The sequence below is a fragment of the Spirochaetota bacterium genome, assembly GCA_004297825.1.
GTDB lineage: Bacteria > Spirochaetota > UBA4802 > UBA4802 > UBA5368 > FW300-bin19.
This window is the reverse complement of record SCSX01000084.1, coordinates 64,282-85,445: the sequence shown is the minus strand read 5'-3', so window position 1 is coordinate 85,445 and position 21,164 is coordinate 64,282. Positions and strand designations below refer to the sequence as shown.

General features: G+C 57.2%; 21 protein-coding genes and 1 tRNA gene. 15 read left to right on the top strand and 7 right to left on the bottom strand.

Going from position 1 to position 21,164, the window contains the following annotated elements; translation table 11 throughout:
* Positions 1-17 precede the first annotated feature (17 nt).
* Positions 18-683 (bottom strand): DUF2937 family protein, encoded by a 666-nt coding sequence (locus EPN93_18825; protein TAL31076.1) that lies wholly within the window; start codon positions 681-683, stop codon positions 18-20.
* Positions 684-1,246: 563 nt separating this feature from the next.
* Between EPN93_18825 and EPN93_18820 the strand changes: the two genes are divergently transcribed.
* Together EPN93_18820 and EPN93_18815 are read left to right on the top strand one after the other, a co-directional pair.
* The gene (locus tag EPN93_18820) at positions 1,247-1,435 is read left to right on the top strand and encodes a hypothetical protein (protein TAL31075.1); all 189 of its coding nucleotides are present in this window, start codon (positions 1,247-1,249) and stop codon (positions 1,433-1,435) included.
* A gap of 121 nt (positions 1,436-1,556) precedes the next feature.
* Positions 1,557-2,537, top strand: a complete 981-nt coding sequence (locus EPN93_18815) for a hypothetical protein (protein ID TAL31074.1) — start codon at positions 1,557-1,559, stop codon at positions 2,535-2,537.
* Here the strand turns inward: EPN93_18815 and EPN93_18810 are convergent.
* Complete coding sequence (locus EPN93_18810) at positions 2,515-3,138, bottom strand: hypothetical protein (protein ID TAL31073.1); 624 nt, start codon at positions 3,136-3,138, stop codon at positions 2,515-2,517. The genes EPN93_18815 and EPN93_18810 overlap by 23 nt on opposite strands.
* 235 nt (positions 3,139-3,373) lie before the next feature.
* On the opposite strand from EPN93_18810, the gene EPN93_18805 reads away from it, so the two are divergent.
* The 3 genes from EPN93_18805 to EPN93_18795 all read left to right on the top strand — a co-directional run bounded on the left by EPN93_18805 (position 3,374) and on the right by EPN93_18795 (position 4,277).
* Positions 3,374-3,670 (top strand): hypothetical protein, encoded by a 297-nt coding sequence (locus EPN93_18805; protein TAL31072.1) that lies wholly within the window; start codon positions 3,374-3,376, stop codon positions 3,668-3,670.
* Between the two features lie 85 nt (positions 3,671-3,755).
* Positions 3,756-4,181: a PaaI family thioesterase gene (locus tag EPN93_18800; protein ID TAL31071.1), complete on the top strand. Its 426-nt coding sequence runs from the start codon at positions 3,756-3,758 to the stop codon at positions 4,179-4,181.
* 12 nt (positions 4,182-4,193) lie between these two features.
* Positions 4,194-4,277: transfer RNA gene (locus EPN93_18795), tRNA-Leu, on the top strand.
* A 274-nt stretch (positions 4,278-4,551) separates the two neighbouring features.
* Here EPN93_18795 and EPN93_18790 read toward each other — a convergent pair.
* Positions 4,552-5,970: a hypothetical protein gene (locus EPN93_18790; GenBank protein ID TAL31070.1), complete on the bottom strand. Its 1,419-nt coding sequence runs from the start codon at positions 5,968-5,970 to the stop codon at positions 4,552-4,554.
* Between the two features lie 176 nt (positions 5,971-6,146).
* On the opposite strand from EPN93_18790, the gene EPN93_18785 reads away from it, so the two are divergent.
* A complete protein-coding gene (locus EPN93_18785; GenBank protein ID TAL31102.1) occupies positions 6,147-7,757 on the top strand; it encodes an NADP-dependent glyceraldehyde-3-phosphate dehydrogenase in 1,611 nt (536 codons plus the stop codon).
* Between the two features lie 18 nt (positions 7,758-7,775).
* On the opposite strand, the gene EPN93_18780 is transcribed toward EPN93_18785, so the two are convergent.
* From EPN93_18780 to EPN93_18770, 3 genes are all read right to left on the bottom strand, one after another.
* Positions 7,776-9,170, bottom strand: coding sequence for an MFS transporter (locus tag EPN93_18780; protein ID TAL31069.1), 1,395 nt, complete (start codon positions 9,168-9,170; stop codon positions 7,776-7,778).
* Positions 9,133-9,348, bottom strand: coding sequence for a hypothetical protein (locus EPN93_18775; protein TAL31068.1), 216 nt, complete (start codon positions 9,346-9,348; stop codon positions 9,133-9,135). Before EPN93_18775 ends, EPN93_18780 begins: the two co-directional genes overlap by 38 nt.
* A gap of 66 nt (positions 9,349-9,414) precedes the next feature.
* A complete protein-coding gene (locus EPN93_18770; GenBank protein ID TAL31067.1) occupies positions 9,415-9,702 on the bottom strand; it encodes a hypothetical protein in 288 nt (95 codons plus the stop codon).
* A gap of 291 nt (positions 9,703-9,993) precedes the next feature.
* Here EPN93_18770 and higA point away from each other — a divergent pair, with 291 nt between their 5' ends.
* From higA to EPN93_18730, 8 genes are read left to right on the top strand one after another with little or no spacing between them, the layout of a single operon-like run.
* Complete coding sequence (gene higA / locus EPN93_18765) at positions 9,994-10,332, top strand: addiction module antidote protein, HigA family (GenBank protein TAL31066.1); 339 nt, start codon at positions 9,994-9,996, stop codon at positions 10,330-10,332.
* Between the two features lie 21 nt (positions 10,333-10,353).
* Positions 10,354-11,028, top strand: a complete 675-nt coding sequence (locus tag EPN93_18760; GenBank protein ID TAL31065.1) for a helix-turn-helix domain-containing protein — start codon at positions 10,354-10,356, stop codon at positions 11,026-11,028.
* A gap of 3 nt (positions 11,029-11,031) precedes the next feature.
* A complete protein-coding gene (locus EPN93_18755) occupies positions 11,032-13,023 on the top strand; it encodes a hydrogenase (protein ID TAL31064.1) in 1,992 nt (663 codons plus the stop codon).
* 1 nt (position 13,024) lies between these two features.
* Positions 13,025-13,945, top strand: a complete 921-nt coding sequence (locus EPN93_18750) for a hydrogenase (GenBank protein ID TAL31063.1) — start codon at positions 13,025-13,027, stop codon at positions 13,943-13,945.
* Complete coding sequence (locus tag EPN93_18745; GenBank protein ID TAL31062.1) at positions 13,942-14,577, top strand: hypothetical protein; 636 nt, start codon at positions 13,942-13,944, stop codon at positions 14,575-14,577. Before EPN93_18750 ends, EPN93_18745 begins: the two co-directional genes overlap by 4 nt.
* Before the next feature lie 4 nt (positions 14,578-14,581).
* Entirely contained in the window at positions 14,582-15,988 is a 1,407-nt protein-coding gene (locus tag EPN93_18740) for a hypothetical protein (GenBank protein TAL31061.1), read from the top strand.
* An 18-nt stretch (positions 15,989-16,006) separates the two neighbouring features.
* Complete coding sequence (locus EPN93_18735; protein ID TAL31060.1) at positions 16,007-17,497, top strand: hydrogenase; 1,491 nt, start codon at positions 16,007-16,009, stop codon at positions 17,495-17,497.
* A 10-nt stretch (positions 17,498-17,507) separates the two neighbouring features.
* Positions 17,508-18,263, top strand: coding sequence for a 4Fe-4S dicluster domain-containing protein (locus EPN93_18730; protein TAL31059.1), 756 nt, complete (start codon positions 17,508-17,510; stop codon positions 18,261-18,263).
* A 93-nt stretch (positions 18,264-18,356) separates the two neighbouring features.
* Here EPN93_18730 and EPN93_18725 read toward each other — a convergent pair whose 3' ends face one another.
* Positions 18,357-19,763, bottom strand: a complete 1,407-nt coding sequence (locus EPN93_18725) for a hypothetical protein (GenBank protein TAL31058.1) — start codon at positions 19,761-19,763, stop codon at positions 18,357-18,359.
* A 236-nt stretch (positions 19,764-19,999) separates the two neighbouring features.
* Here EPN93_18725 and EPN93_18720 point away from each other — a divergent pair, with 236 nt between their 5' ends.
* Positions 20,000-21,157 carry an acyl-CoA dehydrogenase gene (locus EPN93_18720; GenBank protein ID TAL31101.1) on the top strand — a complete coding sequence of 386 codons (1,158 nt, stop codon included), beginning with the start codon at positions 20,000-20,002 and terminating at the stop codon, positions 21,155-21,157.
* The last annotated feature ends 7 nt before the right edge of the window (positions 21,158-21,164 follow it).

Sequence of the window (21,164 nt, the reverse complement as noted above, 5' to 3'; positions counted from 1 at the left end):
ACATACCGGAAACCCGGCTAATCGGCGCCCCGCGCCCGTGCCGTTTTTCCGGTGAATACCGGCGCCAGCATTTTTTTCCCGAGCGCCTTGAGCGCGCCGTACAGGACCAGCCCCGCGGCCAGGCCGCACAGAAAGTAGAGCAGGCCCGCGTCGTTGAAGGTCATGCCGGGCGTAAAATTCTTGTACGCTGCCTTCGCGATATCCCATTGGGCGTGATAAATGAAAGACGCAAGCTTCCATAAGACCGGGGCGTCCGATATCGCGTCGAGCCCGGCCTTGAGCTCCTGGGCCCGGGCGGCGAGCTCGGGAAGCTTGAATTTCGCGGCAGAGAGGGTCGCCTCGTCGATATGGCCGCCCAGCCGCTGCAGGTACTGTGCGAGGAACTGGGGGAACTGAACGAGCAGGAGTCCCCCCGCCGCGCCCGAGAGCGCGGTGAGGGCGCTGTCGAGCGAGTTGAGCGCGAATGATCCCAGCCTGCCCGCTCCCGTCATGGCCGGTCCTCCTTCCTCGTATTCCGCGCTATATCGACGAACACACCGGTCTGCTCCGCGATGAAGTGCGCGAAGAACAGCACCAGGAAACCCTGGACCACGCCCACCAGTATGAACATGAAACCACCCATCGCCCCGGTGCCGGAATACCCGAATCCCGGCAGGCGCGCCGGGATCATTCCCGCGCACCATACGAAGATTCCCAGGACCATTCCTCCGATTAAAAAGAAGGCGGCCAGCACCTCCCCGCAGGTTTTCATGAAGATGACGACGATGGGTATCACCCGGTAATCCGCCGCGTGCGGGAGCGCCGCGACGTCCCGCGCGCGCAGGAGCTGGATGTGCACGGCCGTATACCCGAACACCAGGATGAGTATCTGCCCCAGCACGCCGCCGATAATCCCCAGCCAGTCGAGGTCCCCGATACGGGCCCAGAGCAAAACCCACACCGCGAGAACGCCCAGGCCCGTGAGTACGGCGCTTGCGCGCATGAACCAGGCGAACGCCGTGATGAAAAATCCCGCCTGGGAGACGCGGGGAAGAAGCTTCTCGACGAAAAGATATTTTTTAACGCTGTCCACGAATAAACCTCCACTGTAGTGCTGCCGCTCATGAGGACGCATGTCGCGGCGAAAGTCAATTCGAAAACCGTGCCATGCAGCCTCGATGCCCGGTCGATTTTCTCATTGACATAGCGCTTTCCTCTCTATAGATACGTGGATCATCCCGGAAAAATAAAAAAAGGAACCGCATCCATGCTATCATTCACCATGCCGAGCGTTTTTTCCTTCGCGGTGACCGGCGCAGGGGACCGGATCGTGGTTGAGAATAACCCGCATAAGGCCGTGTTTTTTCACTCGCTTCTCCCGCACTGCCGGAACGCGCGGTTATCGAACGTGATTTTAAAAATATCGGGCGCCGATGCGCGGGTCTGCCGGAAGTGAAACGCCCGCCGCACATTCGGGGATTGCAGGGCGTCACCGCGCAGTCACCCCCGTGGTGCACGCAAACCCGGCGCCGCGGATCGCTTCGAATTCACATCCTTCGCGCGCGCGCGTACCGCACATGAGAGACATCCTGCTCATAACCCGGAACAACCCCGCGCTGGGCGATCGCCTCTCCCGCGCGGGCTTCTCCGTGTCCGCGCTCGACCCCGCGCCGGGCGACCTGCCGTCCGTTCCCGGAGAGCTACCCGCCGGTTCTCTCGCGCTCTTCGAGATGCGGGAAGAGACCGGCACCCACAAGGACACGGCAAGCCGTTTGAGGGAAGCGGGGGCGCGGACCGTGCTCCTTTCCCCGCTTCCCGCCGACGACCTGTGCGCGTTCATGCTCCGGAACGGCATCGCCGACCTCCTGCGTCCCCAACCCGACGCCAACCTCGCCGATATTCTCGCCGCGATCGCAGAAAAACCCGGCGCTGCCTGCGGCTCGTTCGCGATCCTGGAACCGGACCCCTGCTTCGCACGGGTGCTCACGGAGGTGATCGAACGCTTCGGCTGCGAGGCCGTCGTGTGCGCGGGGGCCGATGATCTTTTCGCCCGCATCCAGGGTCGGGATTTCCAGGGCGTGCTGTTGAGTATGGGGGCGCCGGGCCTCGACCTCGCATCGTTCATCCGCAGGGCGCTCGCGGGCGGGGACGCGAAACGCGTCCCCTTCTACCCGTACAAGGACATGCGCGAGGGCCTGTACGTGCACGAGCTGATATCGGGCCTCAACCGGATCGCGCGCGCGGTCATGTCCCCTCGCGAGATACTGGGATACCTCGCGAACCTGCTTTTCCGCAAGCAGCTCTTCGTGCTCGTCGACCGCCTCAACCGCGAGATCGAGTTCACCGGCAACATCCACCTCGTGCGCGAGCCGCTCGCGCGGATATACCATACCATGGGGATGGACGCGTTCTCCATGGAAAACGCGATGTCCGACGAGGCTTATCTTCCGTTATGCGACATTAACCGGGAATTGCAGGCCCTGCTCCTGAGAGCCCAAGGCCTGCGCTGGATGGGGATCGACCAGGAGAAAAAGCCTACCTGCGGACGGGGTGGCTGAACGGGATGTCGGCGATGGCCTGCAGGGGGAGTTGCTGGCGCTTGCGCAGCTCGCCGTCCTCGGGGGCGCAGGGGCGCTCGATCGAATGGCACGCGGTGCAGAGCTTCTCGCGCGCCTTCACCGCGTCGGGTCCCAGCACGGGCTTCATTCCCAGCGCGATCGCCCTTCTGTACACGGACTTCTGGTAGGGCCGCTCACCGCTTCCCATGGTCGCGTGGCTCGAAAAATCCTTGTAGAGGCTCCCGGGACCGTGGCAGGCCTCGCAGCCCACGCCCTCGGGGATGGTCTTCCCGCTCTCGCCGCCTCCCGTCGTGTGGCACTTGAGGCAGGCCGCGTTTTCCTGCGCGTTTTCGACCCCGTTCCGCGCCGCCACCGCCTTGCCCCGCTCCCCGGCGAGTATCTGGTAGGCCTTCGAATGCGGGGAGAGCGCCCAGATGCGGTACTGGTTTCCTATGTTTTCGGAATCGTGGCAGACCTTGCAGCGCGGCGTGCCCACGTACGCGGGCTCCACCCTCGCCGCATGCGCGCCTGCTGCGAGCAGAGCGCACGCGAGCACGAGCATCGGCGCCATACGTTGTAAGCCTGGAATGCGATTCTTCATATCCCCTGCCGGCCTGTCCCGCGCACGAATCCGGGAAAATGCGCGCTTCACAGCCTCGTGTAAATATGACCATAATGTGTTATCAGTCAATAATTTTTAAACTTGACTTTCGAAAATTGACTGAATATACTTCAGTCTGTGTGAGCAGGAGCCGCCGGCGTCTATGGTCTCAGCCATGCGCCGGTGCATGCGCGTCACGCAACTCGGTCCCGGACACGATCAACCGGAGCGTTCCATGGAAACTAACGGGCAGCATAAAGACGTCAGGGTGGGCGAATTCCTCATGGAGAACGGACTCATCTCCAGGGGACAGCTGGACGAGGCGCTTGCATTGCAGAAAGACAACCCGGAGCGGCTTATCGGCGAGATCCTGGTCACGACGGGGGTCCTCACGAAGGAAGACCTCATCATGGCCATGGAGATGTTCCTGATGGTGACCGGGAACAAGCCCACGCATGTCGACGAATGGCTCGACCAGGAAGAGATCGATATGCTGCTCGCCAAGATTGGCAGCAAGAACGCCGGGAAATAAGGCATGCGCCGCGTACAATCGGGGCCCGTGCGTCTCCCCCTCGGTAGTCAAAAAGTATTTGACAAAAAAAGTCCATTATTTAAGGATGCGCGCTATGATTGAATTTGAAGATAAGACATGTTTCGGCTGCGGCGCCGACAACGAGTGCGGCCTCAGGCTCAAACTCAAATTCGATGAAGACACGAAAACCGCGTATGGGGAGTATGCGGCCGTCCAGACCCTGGAGGGACCGCCCAATATCATCCACGCGGGCGTCATAGCCTCGCTCCTGGACGAGACCATGATCACCGTGAACAAGTACATGGACATCATGACACTCACGGGGGAGCTCACCATCCGCTATCTCCAGCCGGCCTTCATCAAGGAAAACCTCTATATCCGGGGCTGGTACGTCAAGAAGAACAAGCGTATAATAGAAAATCGCGCGGAGATCGAGAACGAGATGGGCAAGATCGTCGCCCGCGCCAAGGGCAAGTACATCGAGGTCGACGACCTCCCCCAACCCGAATAGAAAACACCCAACGCCGAAGTGGTGAAACTGGTAGACGCAGCGGACTCAAAATCCGCCGGGGGCAACTCCATGAGGGTTCAAGTCCCTCCTTCGGCATACCTTCTTTAATAAGCAGCCTGTCCGATAACTTTACCTAGCGGCGTCGATGCGGCCAGGCGCCTCCCCCTTCGAACAGCTACCCATTGCCCGCAAGTAAAATAAAACGCCCCCCATACCCCCCGGTGGGGGGCAACGACATCTGCCAAGGATGGAAAATGCATTTTCTGCAGGTTGCTGAAGTCCCCCTCCGGGGGATTTAGGGGGCCTCCGGAGGCGGTTTTGATGATGTGGGTAACGGGTAGCTTCGAACAGAAGGAGGCGCCGTACGATCTCACGCGGCCTTCCGCCTGCGCATCACGAGGTACGCCGCCAGGAGCACAAGAACCGCCGCGGCCCCGATCATCCATGTCAGCGATCCGCCGCCCGCGCCGCCCGCGGGGCGACCGGCTTTGAGCCAGGAAATATATTTCCTTGAATAGGAGCCCATGTCGCGAAAGACGAGGCTCAATTCCGCGTCCATTTCTTTTTGCTTTTCGGGCGCTGCTTTAAGGAACGCGTACAGGTCGATGCCCGGTTCCGTGGTGGCGTAGATATAGGACGGGTCGGAGATGTAACGGGCCGGGAACGACCGTACGATGGTGGTATCGGTACGGGATCTTCTGCCCGCGACCCCGGCGGTCACGACATCCCTCATATACTGTTCGTAAAATTCCGGAACCTCCTTGTCGTGGTTCACGTCCGTCAGGGCGGCGAGGATCGAGTTCTTGAAATCCCCGCTTCCGGTAAGTGCTTTCATGGCGTCGTACTGGTAGTCCTCGTAGACGACATGCTTGTTGGATACCTCGGAGAGAAGCAGATTCTTGTCCTGGTCGTCCTTGAGGATGACGGCCCTGAGGAGCCTGTACGTGGAGATGCCGGGAAGCATGACCGCGTGATACAATTGCGCCGCGTCCTGAACGTAGTGCAGGGCCCAGCCGGCGAACCGGTATCCCCAATACGGGTGCCCCGTCTTGAACGCCAGTGCGGCAAGCGAACTGAATTCGTGGAACCGGTATTCGACGCTTGCCCGCTTGATGAACGAGGCCGCCAGGTTGATGATGAAGTTTTCATGGTAAAACGCCATGTGAAAAGGCGCCTGCGTCCCGAATGCATAGACGGGATTCCCGAAGGGCTGGGTTCCGAACCCGTAGGTTTTTCCCCACGCGGTATTGTTGTCTTCGTATAAGCCCAGGTCCAGGCCGTAGTCCGGTTCATCGGTGGCGGTCGCCAGCACGTCCACGGAACCGAGCATCTCCCCCTCGTTCAGCTTCTCGAACGGCGGGTTGGGAATATCGAAGTCATAGGTCGCGACCGCGCGATGGGGAAGCGCGGCGCGGGTGTGGCGCTCACCGGGCATGAGCTGCAGGTACAGCGGGCAGGGAAGCCCGGGATTTATGCGCAGGGCCTGGAAGAATTCCCTGCGCAGGGCCTCACCGGATGCAGATCCCTTGAACACGAGGGAATCGGGCAGCGGGGCGTAGGATGCGAGGTTGGCACGCAGCCATGCCTCGTCCTCCCCGAGCATCGCGGCGATATTCTTCTTCTCGGCCTCGATGAACGCCTGGAGGCTTTCGGCCTTGACCTTCTCGCTTAATCCGGTGTCGCGGGAGAAGATAAGCTTCGAAAACATCATGTGGTTGTCCCATGCGAAGAGATCCCCGCATACAAAGATCGCGCATGCGACGACAAAGGCTCCAAGGTATCGTTTCATTGTTCCTCCCTGCAGAATGGTAGTGAAGCATGTATAGGATAATTTAGAGGCGAAAGCAAGGGAAATAATTTTGGGGGGTTCGGTGATATAGTAACCTGCGTAATTTTTCTTGATATTGCCGCTCCCCGCCCTCATTACTTGAAGTGCGCACCATATTCCACCACCACGAGGATACCATGGACCTGGCCGATTTATTTCCCCGAATCGAGGACGTTCCGGAAAAGCACGACATCGCCCCGCTCCACCAGCGGCACTACCTGTGCGGCGGCGAGCTGAAACCCTGGAACGGACCCGCCGAGGAGGTCTGTTCCCCAGTGTGCATGAGAAACGGAAAGACGCTCGAGCCGCGTGTTATCGGCAGCTTCCCCTCCTGCACGGAGAAGGAATCCATGGAGGCGCTTGACGCCGCGGTCCTCGCGTACAACAGCGGCCGCGGGCAGTGGCCTACCATGGCGGTGGAAGAGCGGATACGCTGCGTCCAGGCCTTCGCGGACAGGATGAAGGAAAAAAGGGAGGAGGTTATACGGCTCCTCATGTGGGAGATCGGCAAAAGCCATGCCGATTCGGCCAAAGAATTCGACCGGACCGTCGCCTATATCGTCGACACGATAGACGCGCTCAAGGAGCTGGACCGGGTATCGTCCCGATTCACCATAACCGAGGGCATCGTCGCCCAGATCCGCCGGGCGCCCCTGGGGGTCGTGCTCTGCATGGGGCCCTTCAATTATCCGCTCAACGAGACGTTCACGACCCTCATCCCCGCCCTTATCATGGGAAACAGCCTGATCCTAAAACCGCCCCGGTTCGGCGTCCTCCTGTACGAGCCGCTGCTCACGGCCTTCCGGGATTCGTTTCCACCCGGTGTTATCAACGTCATCTACGGCGACGGCGCCACGGTGGTAACCCCCCTCATGAAATCGGGCAGGATCGACGTGCTCGCCTTTATCGGCTCGCACCGGGTGGCCGATATTTTAAAGACGCAGCATCCGAAACCCCACCGTCTCAGGTGCGCGCTCGGGATGGGGGCGAAAAATCCCGCGATCCTCCTCCCCGACGCCGACCTGGACCTGGCGGTGCGCGAAACGATCACCGGTTCGCTCTCGTTCAACGGCCAGCGCTGCACGGCGCTCAAGATCATCTTCGTCCACCGGGATATCGCCGACGACTATTTAAAGCGGTACTGCGCGGCGCTGGATTCGCTCAAGGCGGGCATGCCCTGGGAGGAAGGGGTCTCGATCACCCCGCTCCCGGAGCCCGGCAAGACGGGCTACCTGGCGGGGCTCGTCGCCGACGCTGTCGAACAAGGCGCAAAGATCGCCAACGGCGCGGGGGGAACTTTTGCCGGGACACTCTTCCGTCCCGCGGCGCTCTACCCGGTAAACGAAACGATGCGGGTGTACCACGAGGAGCAATTCGGCCCGGTAGTGCCCATCGTCCCCTTCGACGACATCGAAGATCCCATCGAGTACGTCATCGGGTCGTTCTTTGGGCAGCAGCTTTCCATTTTCGGGAGGGACAGCGACACGATGGCGAGGCTTATCGACCCCCTGGTGAACCAGGTCTGCCGCGTGAACATCAACAGCCAGTGCCAGCGGGGCCCGGACACGTTCCCCTTCGGGGGCAGGAAGGATTCGGCCGAGGGAACGCTCTCCGTGACGGACGCGCTGAGGGTGTTCTCCATCAGGGCTGTCGTCGCGGCCAAGGGCGGCGAGCTTAACAACGACATCATCCGGGACATCGTGCGCAACAGGAAGTCCAACTTCCTGTCCACGGATTTCATCCTGTAACGCGGATTCGCCCACCGGTCATGCAGTTGACGATTTTTGCGTTCCCCCGATTCTCGTCGCGAGCCCCGCGCCCAGAAGAAACAGGCAGGAAGAAATGATCGCGGCGCTGTCAAGTCCCGTTGCGCCGTAAAGGGCGGATGTGATCAGCGGACCGGTGGCGTATGCCAGCGAGCCGTATGAGGTGAGAATGCCAAGAGAATGCCCCTGCCTGTCGGGCGGCACCAGGTGCGAAGTCGTCCCCATGACGGCCGGACCGATCACCGATGCGCCGAGCGCGACCGGAAATATGTACGCCAGTGAATACGCCATTTCGGGCGCAACATTCACGCAGAGCGCCAGCGGGACCGGGATAATCATAAACCCCGCGAGTATCATGGTTTTCTCGGACATGTGCCTCAGGAGAAACGGTATCAGCATGATCTGGGCGGCCACCATCACGCTGCCGATAAAAAGGAAAACCATGCCGATCGATGACGGCGGAAGATCGTACCGCTGCTTGTAGAAATACGGGAGGAGCAGTTCCACGCCCGCCAGCGAAAAGCAATAAATGAAATTAAGAAGCGCAAGGAGCCTGAAGCCGGGAATGGGCACGTCCAGCCGGAGGTTGAGCCCCGTATATTCCACGGCCTCGTCCATGCGATGATTTTTGCGCGTCTCCGGCATGCGGATCAGAAAGAGCGCGTTCACGGCGAAGAGCAGGGCGCTCGCAAATGCGCAGAGTGAAAAGGGATGGAAAAAAGGAATATCGGAAATAACCCCCTGCATGGCGGGGTGACCCAGGAGGCCGCCCATCACGGGACCTATTATCATCCCGGAGCCGGCCGCCGCGCCGAGCATCCCCATGTAGCGGGTGCGGTCTTTTTTTTCGGTGATATCGGCCATGGCGGCATGGGCGACGCCGATGTGGCCGCCCATGATCCCGCCCAGCATCCGGTACGCGAAGAAAACCGGCAGCGATGTCGCGAAGCCCCAGAGCACGTGGGCGAGGGAAAGGCCGGTCGCGCTGAGCATGAGAATTTTTTTCCTGCCGATTTTATCGGAAAGCCGTCCCCAGAGCGGGGCGGAAAAAAACTGGAGGAACGCCCATATCGAGGTGAGGAGGCCCCCCAGGATAACCGCCACATCGTCGCGGGAAAGCGATATGCCCGCGACGGTTACCCGCCTGAGATCGTCAACCCCGGCCGCGAATATCCTGGTCAGATAATACTCCATGAGATCCGGAATAATCGGGAAGATGATCGAAAATGCCGCCACATCGATGAACACCATGAGTATGAGCGTGTTGCGGATGGCGGTAAAGTGCGGGGCGCGGGGCATCCCCGGAGCTGAACCGGGCACGCGATGTTTCAGAACGCTGCGGTGAAGCACGTTTTCATTATTTCCTGAACTTCTCCCTGAGACCGATATATACATCCGGGAAATACGCCCCGACAATTATCATGAGCAATCCCAGTCCGGTCATGTTCGTAAAAAGTATATCGGATTCAAATCTCCTGAAGCCCACGTAGGTGATGCTGATAAACCATCCCCCCGCCATGAGCGCTAATCCGACAAGATGGGGAATGATCGCCCCCTTGATTTTTTCCCACATTTGAATTCTCCTTTCCGGTTAGAATATCTGCATTCTATTCGATGTTGATTCATCTGCAAGATATTTTTAGTCGGCTGTTTCACGTTCAAGACCGCGATAGACTGCTTCTCCCTCGCCGGTCAGCCAGCAGGCGGTATAGAAGTCGCCCGCCACCGTGCCACCCATGCCGGTCTCAGCCAGTCCCTTTTCGCAGAGGCCTCTCAGCACGGCCTTGCCTTTTCTGTCCGGGCAGATTATTTCGACCCATGCGGCGCGCGGGTAATTATTGCCGCCCTCGTACTTGTTCTTAACTATTGCGGAAAGCAGGGCCTTCTCCTCGATGGTAAGGGAAGCATCCACGGCATTTTTTTTCATTGACAGGCTCCATTGGTGTTTATGAATTCATGGCATCTTTCAGAAAAAAGCGCCCGCTCAAAATCATGGAAAGAAAAGGCATCAGCGATGCAGGTATTCGCAGGTTTACTAGCATCCACGTTCTCCTTTTATCGAACTATAAATTCGCTCCCGCCGGCCATCAAGCACTAATTGCGTTTCATTTCCGCCGGATTATTCCCTAAGAGGGCCATTATATTTTGCTTGCAATATGCAACGTTGCTCGATACATGTCCGCACATTCTCGCTCAAAATTGATCGCGCGGGGAGTGGATGAAAAAAAACAGGGAAAACCAGGATTCCGGCAATGACCGGCGCCCGCGGCATCCGGGCGAAGTATTAAAGTCAGTATACCTTGAGCCGCTGGGGATCACCCAGCAGGATCTCGCCGACCACCTGGGAATAACGAGAGTGCGTATCAACGAGGTGGTCCTGGGAAAACGGGCCATCACTCACGATACGGCAATCAGGCTCGCGCGGTTTTTTGACACCACCGTGGAATATTGGCTGGGGATGCAGTCGGACATCTCGCTTTGGGAAGCTAAGAAAAACAATGAAGAGGAATATCGGAAGATTATTCCATTCAAAGACATCATTAAAAATAAGCAATAACGATTCGAGAAGAGGAGCACGATGGATTTAAAAATGAAGGACGTCGTCGACCTGTTCGACGTGCCGGAGAAGACCATTCTGCAGTGGATCAACGAGAAAAAGATGCCGTCGTACAAGATCAAAAACCAGTACTTCTTTAACAAGGCGGAAGTGAACGAATGGATCTTGAGAAACGACATTGCCGTATCCGAAAAGATACTGGACCTCACCCTGACGACAAGGCCGGTGTCCCTTATCGACCTCATCAAGCGGGGCGATATCCATTACGGCATCGAGGGAGCAACGGTTCGGGGGGTGATCGACGGCGTAGTAAATACGATCCCCCTGCCGAAAAGCATTGACAAGGACACGGTGCTCGCGTCGCTTCTTCAGCGGGAAGAAATGATGACGACCGCCGTGGGCAAGGGGATCGCCCTACCGCATCCGCGCAATCCGATTATATCGGACATCGACGACGAATCCGTGTCCATATGTTTTTTGAAAAACCCCGTCGACTACAGGGCCCTGGACGGCGAGCCGGTGCAGGCTCTTTTCATCATTATTTCGTCTAACGCGAAACGGCACCTGGAAATCCTGTCGAAGATTTCTTTTCTCTGCAAGCAGGAAGATTTTCTGAAAACGCTTCGGGATCGCCCGAAGAAAGAGGTGGTTCTCTACTATATAGAACGGGCTGAAAAGGAATGGAGGGAGAGGTAAGCCATGGAGATGATGGACCTGTTCATAGCCGGTATCGGCATTATACTTGCCGGGGGCCTCGTTTCCATGGTTCTCCCCGAGCGGCTGAAGAGCTGGGCCGTGGCTTTGGGAACCGGCTGCGGCGCGGCGCTGATCGCATGGGTTTCGCTTAACGCGCTTTTCGAGGAAAGTCCGATCACGGCGGCATATGTCCTTTCGTACCCCACCGGCACGGTAAGACTGGTGATCGATAAGCTCGCAGCTTTTTTTTCCCTTGTCATCGCCGGGATCAGCTTCCTGGGAACGGTATACGCAATCGGGTATATGAAGCCGTACTATGGGAAAAAGAACGGAACAACATCGCACTTCTTCTTCCTTGCCGCCCTTATCGCCTCGATGCTTTCCGTAATCGCCCTTCAGAACGCGGTTGCCTTCCTCATCGCCTGGGAGATCATGTCGCTTTCTTCTTTCTTTCTCGTGGCGTTTGAAAACGAGAGCGAGGAGGTGTATCAGGCTTCGATCAACTACCTGATCGCCATGCATATCGGGGTTCTTTTCCTCATGGTCGGGTTCCTCGCCGCCGCGTTTCAATCGGGCAGTTTCGATTTTGCTTCATTCACCACCGTATTCCAGGAGCACCGCGGGCTGGCGAGCCTGGTCTTCGTGCTCTTGTTCATAGGCTTCGGCACGAAGGCGGGTTTCGTCCCCTTTCATACCTGGCTTCCCAAGGCGCATCCCGCCGCACCGAGCCACATTTCCGGCCTCATGTCGGGAATTATGATCAAAACCGGGATATACGGGATTCTCCGGACCGTGCTTCTGATACAGACGCCGGCCTTCGAAATCGCCTATTTCGTCCTGATCATTTCGGTGATATCGGGCATCCTTGGCGTCGCCTACGCCATCGCCCAGCACAACATCAAGCGGCTCCTGGCCTATCACAGCGTTGAAAACATCGGTATCATCGGGATTGGCATCGGACTGGGCATGCTGGGAACCGCTTACGGGAACGTCCCGCTCGCGCTTCTCGGATATTCCGGCGGGATATTGCACGTGCTCAACCATTCGATTTTCAAGTCGCTGCTCTTTTTCGCCACTGGCGGGGTGTATCAAAAAACGCACCTCCTCGATATCGAAAAGCTGGGCGGCATCGTTAAGTTCATGGCATTTACGGCCACAGCCTTCCTGGTGGGTTCGATCGCTATTTGCGGGCTCCCGCCATTCAACGGCTTCGTGAGCGAGTTTTTTATTTACTGGGGGATGTTGAAAGGTCTCACAGCCGGGAACACCCTGCTTTCAATCGCAATGGTTTTCTCATTCGCGTCCCTTGCGTTTATCGGCGCCATGGCGTTGTTGTGCTTCACCAAGGTCTTTGGCGTCGTATTCCTGGGAAGCCCCCGAAGCGAGTATCATGAAGCTCCGGTCGAGGTTTCTTTTTCGATGAAGGCCGCCATGGCCATCCAGATGGGGCTGATCGTCCTGATCGGCGTTCTTCCGCAATACGCCCTGTCCGGCGTCGCCCTCGTGGCGCAGCAGCTTATGCCTGAAGGCGGTAAAGCGTTGGACACATCACCCTATCTTATAACCCTCGGAGGCGTTTCGAAAGGGCTGGCAGTCTTCATAGGCCTCTTCGCCGCAATCTTTTTCTTGAGAGCCCTGCTTCTTAGAAAGCGGAGCGTCTACACGTATAAAACATGGGACTGCGGATACCAGGCCGGAAACGTACGGATGCAGTATACCGCCTCTTCCTACGCAGCGCCGTTCTTAAGAATTTTCCGCCCGCTCTTTTCCTGGAAGATACACTTTACGAAACCGCAGGGACTATTTCCCGGGGAAGCCGGTTTTGAAAGCCACGCGGAGGATCGCTTTGAGCGGGGAATCATCAACCCCGTCCTTTCGATGATCGAACGGTCCATGAATGCCTTTACCTGGATTCAAAGCGGGAGTACCCAGCAGTACATCCTGTACGGCCTGGTATTCCTCATCTCGATTACTCTCTGGATCATGGTGGTCTGAAATGATGATAACGATCATTAACATAGCATTGCTTCTTATAATGCCCTTTTTATTTCTTGGGTTTATAAATCGAATAAAGTCCCGCTGGGCAGGGCGGAAGGGCCCGTCTATCATGCAGCCTTTCAGGGACTTCATGAAGCTCATGAAAAAGGGTGAAGTGATAAGCTCTACTTCATCCTTCGTCTTTCGCCTGGCCCCGTCGGTAACGTTCGCCGCCGTCATTACGGCTGGGCTCATCGCGCCGCTGGCGGGAGGGAAATCGGTCATATCCTTCGAGGCGGATTTTATCCTCTTCGCATATGTTCTCGGGATTGGGAGATTCTTTACCGTCGTAGGCGCGCTGGATACCGGTTCGAGTTTCGAGGGAATGGGGGCAAGCCGCGAGGTGACTTTTGCCGCGCTGGTGGAGCCGGCATTTTTCATCATCATCGCCTCGCTGGGCCTCATATCCGGGGGATTGTCATTCGAACGAATATTCGAAATCGCCAAGGGGGGCGATGTGGCCATACTCGTATTGCCACTGGGGATCATCGCACTTTTCATCATGCTCCTTGCGGAGGGATGCCGCGTGCCCGTGGACGACCCGAATACCCACCTTGAACTCACTATGATACACGAGGTGATGGTCCTCGACAATTCCGGCCCCGACATGGGATTCATCATGTACGCGGCGGGCATGAAGATGGTCGTCATAGGCGCCCTCATTGCGAACCTCGTAATCCCGGCAGCCTTTCCCCTGTGGGCTTCCCTGGGCCTAATGATCGCCGTACAGGCGCTCCTGGCCGTCGTCATCGGTACCATCGAATCGGTCACAGCGCGGTTGCGCATGACGCATGTGCCGCAGTTTCTCCTCTTCATGACCGCGATTTCGGCCATCATCATTTCAACCGTTGTGCTTTTTATTGCGGGAGGCATCAAATGATCCAATTCATAATAATACTTTTCGGACTCACCATGTTGTACGTTTCAGTCACCACGCGCATTGAAAGCTATGTCAAGGCGATAGCGGCACAGGGGGTAATCCTGTTTCTCCTGGTATTGTTCGATTACGGAACGACCAACCTTCCGAACCTGATATTCCTTTCATTTGAAACGCTCGTCGTCAAGGCCATAGCGATTCCGATCTTTCTCATGTATGTAATCCGCAAAAACGGCATCTACCGCGAGATTGATCCCTATGTAACAAATCATTCATCCCTCGCGATCACGACCGCGATTTTCGCTGCCGGTTTCTACATCGCCTACTGGTCCGCGGGGACGGTAAGTAATATCAGACCCTTCTACTTCGGCATTTCCATCTCCACTATTGTAACGGGACTGTTCATAATTATCTCGCGCAAAAAAATCATTACCCACGTAATGGGATACATGATGCTCGAAAACGGCATTTTTCTCCTGGCGCTTTCCATTGCGCGCGAAATGCCCTTCATCGTCGCGATGGGCGTGCTCCTGGACATCTTTATCGCCGTGTACCTGCTCGGGCTATTCATCAATAAAGTGCAGGATTCGTACTCCGACACCCACATCAACACGCTCGCGAAATTAAAGGATTAAGGCCATGATAGAAACTTTACTATTTCTCCCGATAGCGCTTTCTATAGTAGTTCTCGTTGTGAGGAACAAGGCGCTGAATATCATCGTGACGGTGTCCTATGCGGCGGCATTCATGGCTGTCTCTATTTTGTTGTATTTCAACCCGGCATCGTTCACCCCGTATTTCAGAATCGACGATCTTAACGTACTTTTTCTTCTTGTCCTGGCCGTCGTCTTCCTCGGGGTGGCGGTATTTCTTGTCGACTACCTGAAAAACAATGAAGCCCCGGCCAAGAGCCAGTCGCTTTTTACCGCGAATATCCTGGTTTTCGTCGCCTCCATGACCGGGGTGATTCTTTCCACGCACCTCGCGCTCCTCTGGGTCTTCGTTGAGGCCACGACGCTTTCGAGCTCGTATCTTATTTATTTCAGCCATTCGGAGGCCTCGCTCGAGGCGACCTGGAAATACCTGTTTATTTGTTCGATCGGAATCGCCCTGGCATTCGTCGGCATCATCGTCCTTTCGATGGGGCTGGGAGATTCGGGCTCTCTTTTCTTTGACGACCTTTACGCGGGAGCGCGGAATATTACCCCCTACTGGCTGAAGCTATCCTTTCCATTAATGCTCGTGGGGTTCGGCACCAAGGTGGGTTTCGCCCCCGTGCACGCCTGGCTGCCCGACGCACACTCGGAGTCGCCCTCGCCGGTTTCGGCACTCCTCTCGGGGACGCTTCTCAATGCGGCATTATTGGGTATCGCGCGTATTAACAAGCTCATGAGTCTGGCGGGAATGCGATGGTATGCAGACAACCTTCTGCTCGTGATCGGCTTCATCTCGATTTTCGTTTCCGCGGTATACATCATCAATATCAAAAACTACAAGCGAATGCTCGCCTATTCTTCCATCGAGAACATGGGGATCATCGCCATTTGCCTCGGGGTCGGCGGGGCGGGCCTTTTCGCCGCCATGCTCCACCTGGCGGCGCACTCGCTGACCAAGGCGGCTTTCTTTCTCACCTCGGGGAATATCCTGCACCGCTTTAAATCCAAGCAGATCGAGGACGTACGGGGACTGCTCCGGTCCGAACCCGCAACGGGGTGGCTCTGGATGCTTTGCTTCGCCGGCATCGTGGGCATCCCGCCGTTTCCCATATTCCTGAGCGAGTTCCTTGCGGCGAAGTCGATGTTTGACGCGGGGATGTTCGTCCACATGGTCCTCTTTCTCCTTTTACTGACGATCAACATGGCAGGAATCGGCAAAGCGGTGCTGCGGATGAGCTTTGGCGCCTCCACCGACGGCCCGGCGGCGCACGGCGCGGGGGTGCTTTCATACCTGCCGCAGTTCGCCTTCCTTGCGCTTCTGCTCTCCATGGGCGTGTCCATGCCATTCTTCGTGCAGGCCCTTTTCCAGAAAGCCGCGGCGTTACTTTAACAGGGGGATTGTAAAATCATGAAATGGATATATACGAAAAATAATCGGCCTGTAAGGCTGGCCGACATTCCGGAAATGACAATGGACGAACTTCGCGCCCAGATCGTCGGGCGATGCCGCGAGGGCAGAAGGGTCGTCGCATTCTTTGGAATGCCGAACGGCAGGACGGAGACAGTGTACGCGGTACTCGCCGACGACGAAGCAAACCGGCTTTATATATCATCCGGCGCGATGGGCAGGGAACGCCGTTACCAGGCAATTACCCCCGAGGCGCCGCGTTTCCATATCTTCGAGCGGGAGTTCTACGAGGACACGGGCATAACGCCGGAGGGGCATCCCTGGCTCAAGGGGGTGCGCTACGGGCATGACCGCGCCGACCATGAGAAAACGATGGAGAGTTATCCGTTCTTCACCATGAAGGGAGAGGAGGTGCACGAGGTAGCCGTGGGTCCCGTGCATGCGGGTGTGATCGAGCCCGGGCATTTCCGTTTCATGTGCCAGGGTGAGGACGTGCACCATCTCGAGATACAGCTCGGTTACCAGCACCGCGGTGTGGAACGCCTCATGGTCGAGCGTTATGACCGGTCGGGCATCCATCTCGCGGAGTCGATCGCGGGAGATACGGTGATCGGTCACGCCACCGCGTACGCGGACGCCATTGAAGCGCTGTCGAACGTTGAGATAAGCCGGCGGGCGCAGGCGATCCGCGCCATTGCGCTGGAAATGGAGCGCGCGGCCATCCACATTGGGGACCTCGGCGCGATCGCGAACGACGTCGCCTATCTGCTGGGTAATGCGGTCTTCGGCGTAACCCGCACCCTGGTGATCAACACCCTCCTTAGCCTCACGGGAAGCCGCTTCGGCAGGGGACTCGTGCGCGAGGGCGGCGTCGCCTTCGATTTTAAGCCGGATCACGTCAGGGAATTCAAGGAAAAACTCACCAAGGTTTCCAGGGACGTGGAGCTCATGGGTGAGGCGATGTTCGAGATGGCGAGCGTTCTCTCTCGCCTGGACCATACCGGTACGGTTGATTTTGAGGCCGCTACGAAAATGGGCCTTGTAGGACCCGCGGGACGCGCCTCTGGCGTGTCACTCGACGTGCGGGCCGATCATCCCTTTGGCATATATCGGTTTTATCCCGTTCACAAGCGCACTATGCTCAGCGGCGACGTCTTCGCCCGCTCCTATATGCGCTACATTGAGATAAAACAATCGATCGAATTCATCTTTGAACAGCTCGACGGGCTTCCGGACGATAAGCCGCTCATCTCGCCGCTTCACAAACTTCCCTCCGACAGCCTGGTCGTTTCAATGACGGAAGGATGGCGCGGCGAAATCGTACACTGCGCCGTAACCGGGAAAAAGGGGAAGATCGTCCGATACAAGATAAAAGACCCGTCCCTGCAGAACTGGTACGGGCTGGCCTATGCGCTGCGCGGGAATGGCATCTCCGACTTTCCGCTCTGTAATAAGAGCTTCAATCTTTCGTATTGCGGCAACGACCTGTAAGGAGCGCACCATGATTAATACGCTGAAAATAAGGAAAAACCAGGGCGAACAGGCGATTCCTGACGTGACCAGGGCCGAGATACGCCCTCCCTTCAGAGGGCTCCCCGCCGTGGATGGATCGAAATGCGGCAGGTGTGACGCGTGCCGTGAGGTCTGCCCCGTGGGGGCGATTTCGGCGCGGCCGCTTGCGATCGACCTGGGGAAATGCGTCTTCTGCGGCGACTGCGCGCGGGAGTGCCCGGAAAAATCGATCACGTTTTCGACTTTTCACAAGATCGCGTCAACGTCGAGGGATTACCTGGTGGTGGACGGCGCAAAAAACGCGGAAGAGTACCTCTCCGGCGCCATCGAAGCGAGGCAGGAGATAAAACGGCTGTTTGGCGCCTCCTTCAAACTTCGCCAGGTATCCGCCGCCGGATGCAATGGGTGCGAGTGGGAGCTTAATGCCTGCGGCAATCCGAACTTCGATATGGGACGCTTTGGGATAGAATTCGTAGCCTCTCCGCGTCACGCGGACGGAATCCTGATCACAGGACCAATTTCGGAAAACATGGCCCCGGCCCTGGAGGATGCCTATATGTGCACACCGGACCCGAAGGTGGTGATTCTCGCAGGGAGTTGCGCGATATCCGGCGGCGTATTCCAGGGATCGGCGGCGCTCAATCGCGAATTTCTGGATAAACACCATATCGATCTCTACATACCCGGATGTCCAGTACATCCGCTCACGGTGGTGAACGGACTTTTAAAATTCATGGGAAGGTAACTACGATCGTACCCCGGCTGCTCCCGGGCACACAGCGGGAAGGGAGGTGTGCGTCGCCCTTCCCGCCGAACCGCATTCATGAGGCAACAGGCATTAAAGTTTACCGATAAAACTCGCTTTATAGATGGCCTCCTGGGCCTTAAGCGAAATGTTGCTGAACTTGAGCGAGGAATTGATCTCCGAGATAACGTCCGCGGGGTACACTATGCGGGCATCGTCCTTGGAAATCTTGACCGGGTAAAAACGCTTCTGATCGCGGTAGGAATACGATGTGAGGATCGCCACGTCGTTTCCGAAAACAAAATCCACGTTCCGTCGCATGGTAAGAATGCGGGAGCCGACGTTATCGTTAAAATCGTCCCAGGACATCATCTCGCCCATCACCTCGATGTTTATATGCACAAGGAGCTTGTGGTCCTGTTGATAACGCTTGCGGTTTTTCGTAAGCACATTCATCGACACATTAAGCGCATCGACGTCGTCCCCCCGTCCGGTCTTGACCAGCACGGCCTTATTGCGCGGAAGCGTCTCGAACCCGTCGCCGTAGCAGACCAGCTCCTCGGCATGATCGAGATGGCGTTCCAGCTCTTCCGGCGAGAGGTGGTCTACGAGCTTCATCTGGTACAGGGCATACGTGATATTCCATATTACCTGGTAGAGGATGGGGCCGACGAGCGTTTTAGGTATTTTGACCCGATCAAGGGTTACGAAGATATAGTCCAGGATGTCCGGTCGGATGAGCCGCTTGAGATCGCCCCGGTCCTTGTTGAGCATCGTGGTAATCTCGCGAAGAAGATAGTTTTCCATGTTGAGGCAGGTCTGGAAGTTTGTGAAATACTCCGGATTGATCCCGTTAAGCAGATCATCCGGCGTCTTGTGGTCCACATTTCTTGAGGTAGCGACATCGTCGATTTTGTTTTTCAGGAACGCCTCGTGGAACACGTCGCGCGGTTTTTTTAAATTGCAGTACTGAATGATGTTTTCCGTATCGATACGGTAACTGCCGGGAAAGATGAGCGTTTCGGCCATGATGTCGGTGTTGGTATCGCCGCCCATGACGTAGAGCTCGGATTCTTTGTATGTTTTGCGGACCGCCGCGACCTGCTCTTCCACCGATACAAGGGCCGCTGCATCGTCACTGTTATGCGAGGCGCAGCCGTGGCCTTTCGGTGAATGGTGCATGAAGGCTATGAAGAGGGCCGGCGTTTCCGGGGTATTGAAGTGGGCGTCCTTGACGACCCGGTCAATACGGTTCCAGTACCAGAAATTGCTCATATCGAGCGATACCTTGTTGCCGTCGGTACGCCCGAACCGGACGGTGGTGGGGGGATAGCCCTTGGCCTTGCTCCCATGGACCCGGCCGTCGATACATTTCATTACGATGATTTTTGGGGCGCGTGTTGAGAATTCGGAGATGACGTTGCGCATCCGCTCAAGGGTGTCGGCGTCTGATATGTTTTCGGACAGGTAAGAGTGAAAAAAGTCATGGGCCGTTTTCATGACAACACCTCTTATATATGTGATTTTATGATTGCACCATTGTACAAAACTTTAATATTGCTCTTAATAAAACAACCCTTTTTTAAAATGATCGATCCGCCAGGTACCCGTCCTCCTCGTCGTCATCACTCCTTCCCCAGGCGCTCTTCCCCGCCGTAGTGCGCATCGGCCCCCAACCCCAAAAAAATAATTCATTGCTTGACAGACCCGGGCGCGCTTCCTTCATATCTATCGTCATGGATTTCACCCTTGCCAGGCACCAGCTCATGATCCGCAAGAGTGTGCGGAAGTTCGCGACCGGGACGCTCGACGAATGGGCGAACACGCTCGACCGCGATTCGAAGCCGCTTCCCCCGGAGGTCGTGCGCGAGATGGGGCGCCTCAACATGTGGGGGATACAGGCGCCGGAGAGGTTCGGCGGCGCGGACCTCGACACGGTAAGCTACGCGATCGTAATCGAGGAGCTCTCGCGCGTGAGCGCCGCCGTGGGCCTGGGCGTGACCGTGCACAACTCCGTATGCCTCGCGCCGATACTGAAATTCGGAACGCCGGAACAGGTCGAGCGCCTCGCACCGGATCTTGCCCGCGGGAAAAAACTGGGCGGCTTCACGATCACCGAGCCGCAGGCGGGCTCCGACGCCGCTTCCATCCGTACGACCGCGGTTCCCGACGGGGACGGCTACGTGCTGAACGGCCAGAAGGCGTTCGTCACCAACGGCGGCACCGGCGAGGTCTTCCTCGTGGGCGCGACAGTGGACCCCGGAAAGAAGACGGGCGGCATCGCCATCTTCATAGTCGAGAAATCAATGCCCGGCTTCGAGGTGGGGAAAATCGAAGACATGATGGGCATGCGCGGCAACATGGTCTCCGAGCTTTTTTTCAGCAACGTGCGCGTCCCGAAAGAAAACGTACTGGGCCGCGTCGAGGACGGTTTCAGTATTTCGATGCAGACGCTCGACATCGGGCGCATCGGTATTGCGGCGCAGGCGCTGGGGATCGGGATGGCGGCGTACGAGGCCGCCGCGACCTACGCGACCGAGCGCGCCCAGTTCGGAAGGCCTATCGGTTCATTCCAGGGAATTTCATTCAAGCTCGCCGAGATGCGCACGGAGCTCGACGCGGCGCGGCTCCTCGTCTACCGCGCCGCATGTTTAAAAGACAAGGGGCTCCCCTTTTCCGTGGAATCGGCCATGTGCAAGCTCTACGCGTCGGGCGTCGCCATGCGCACGTGCACCGAGGCGCTCCAGGTGTTTGGCGGCTACGGCTATGTAAAAGACCTCCCGGTGGAACGCTTCTTCCGCGACGCGAAGATTACCCAGATATACGAAGGCACCTCCGAGGTCATGAAAATCATAATCGGCAACGCGATCGTGAAGGAATTTTCGAAGATTTAAAAACAGC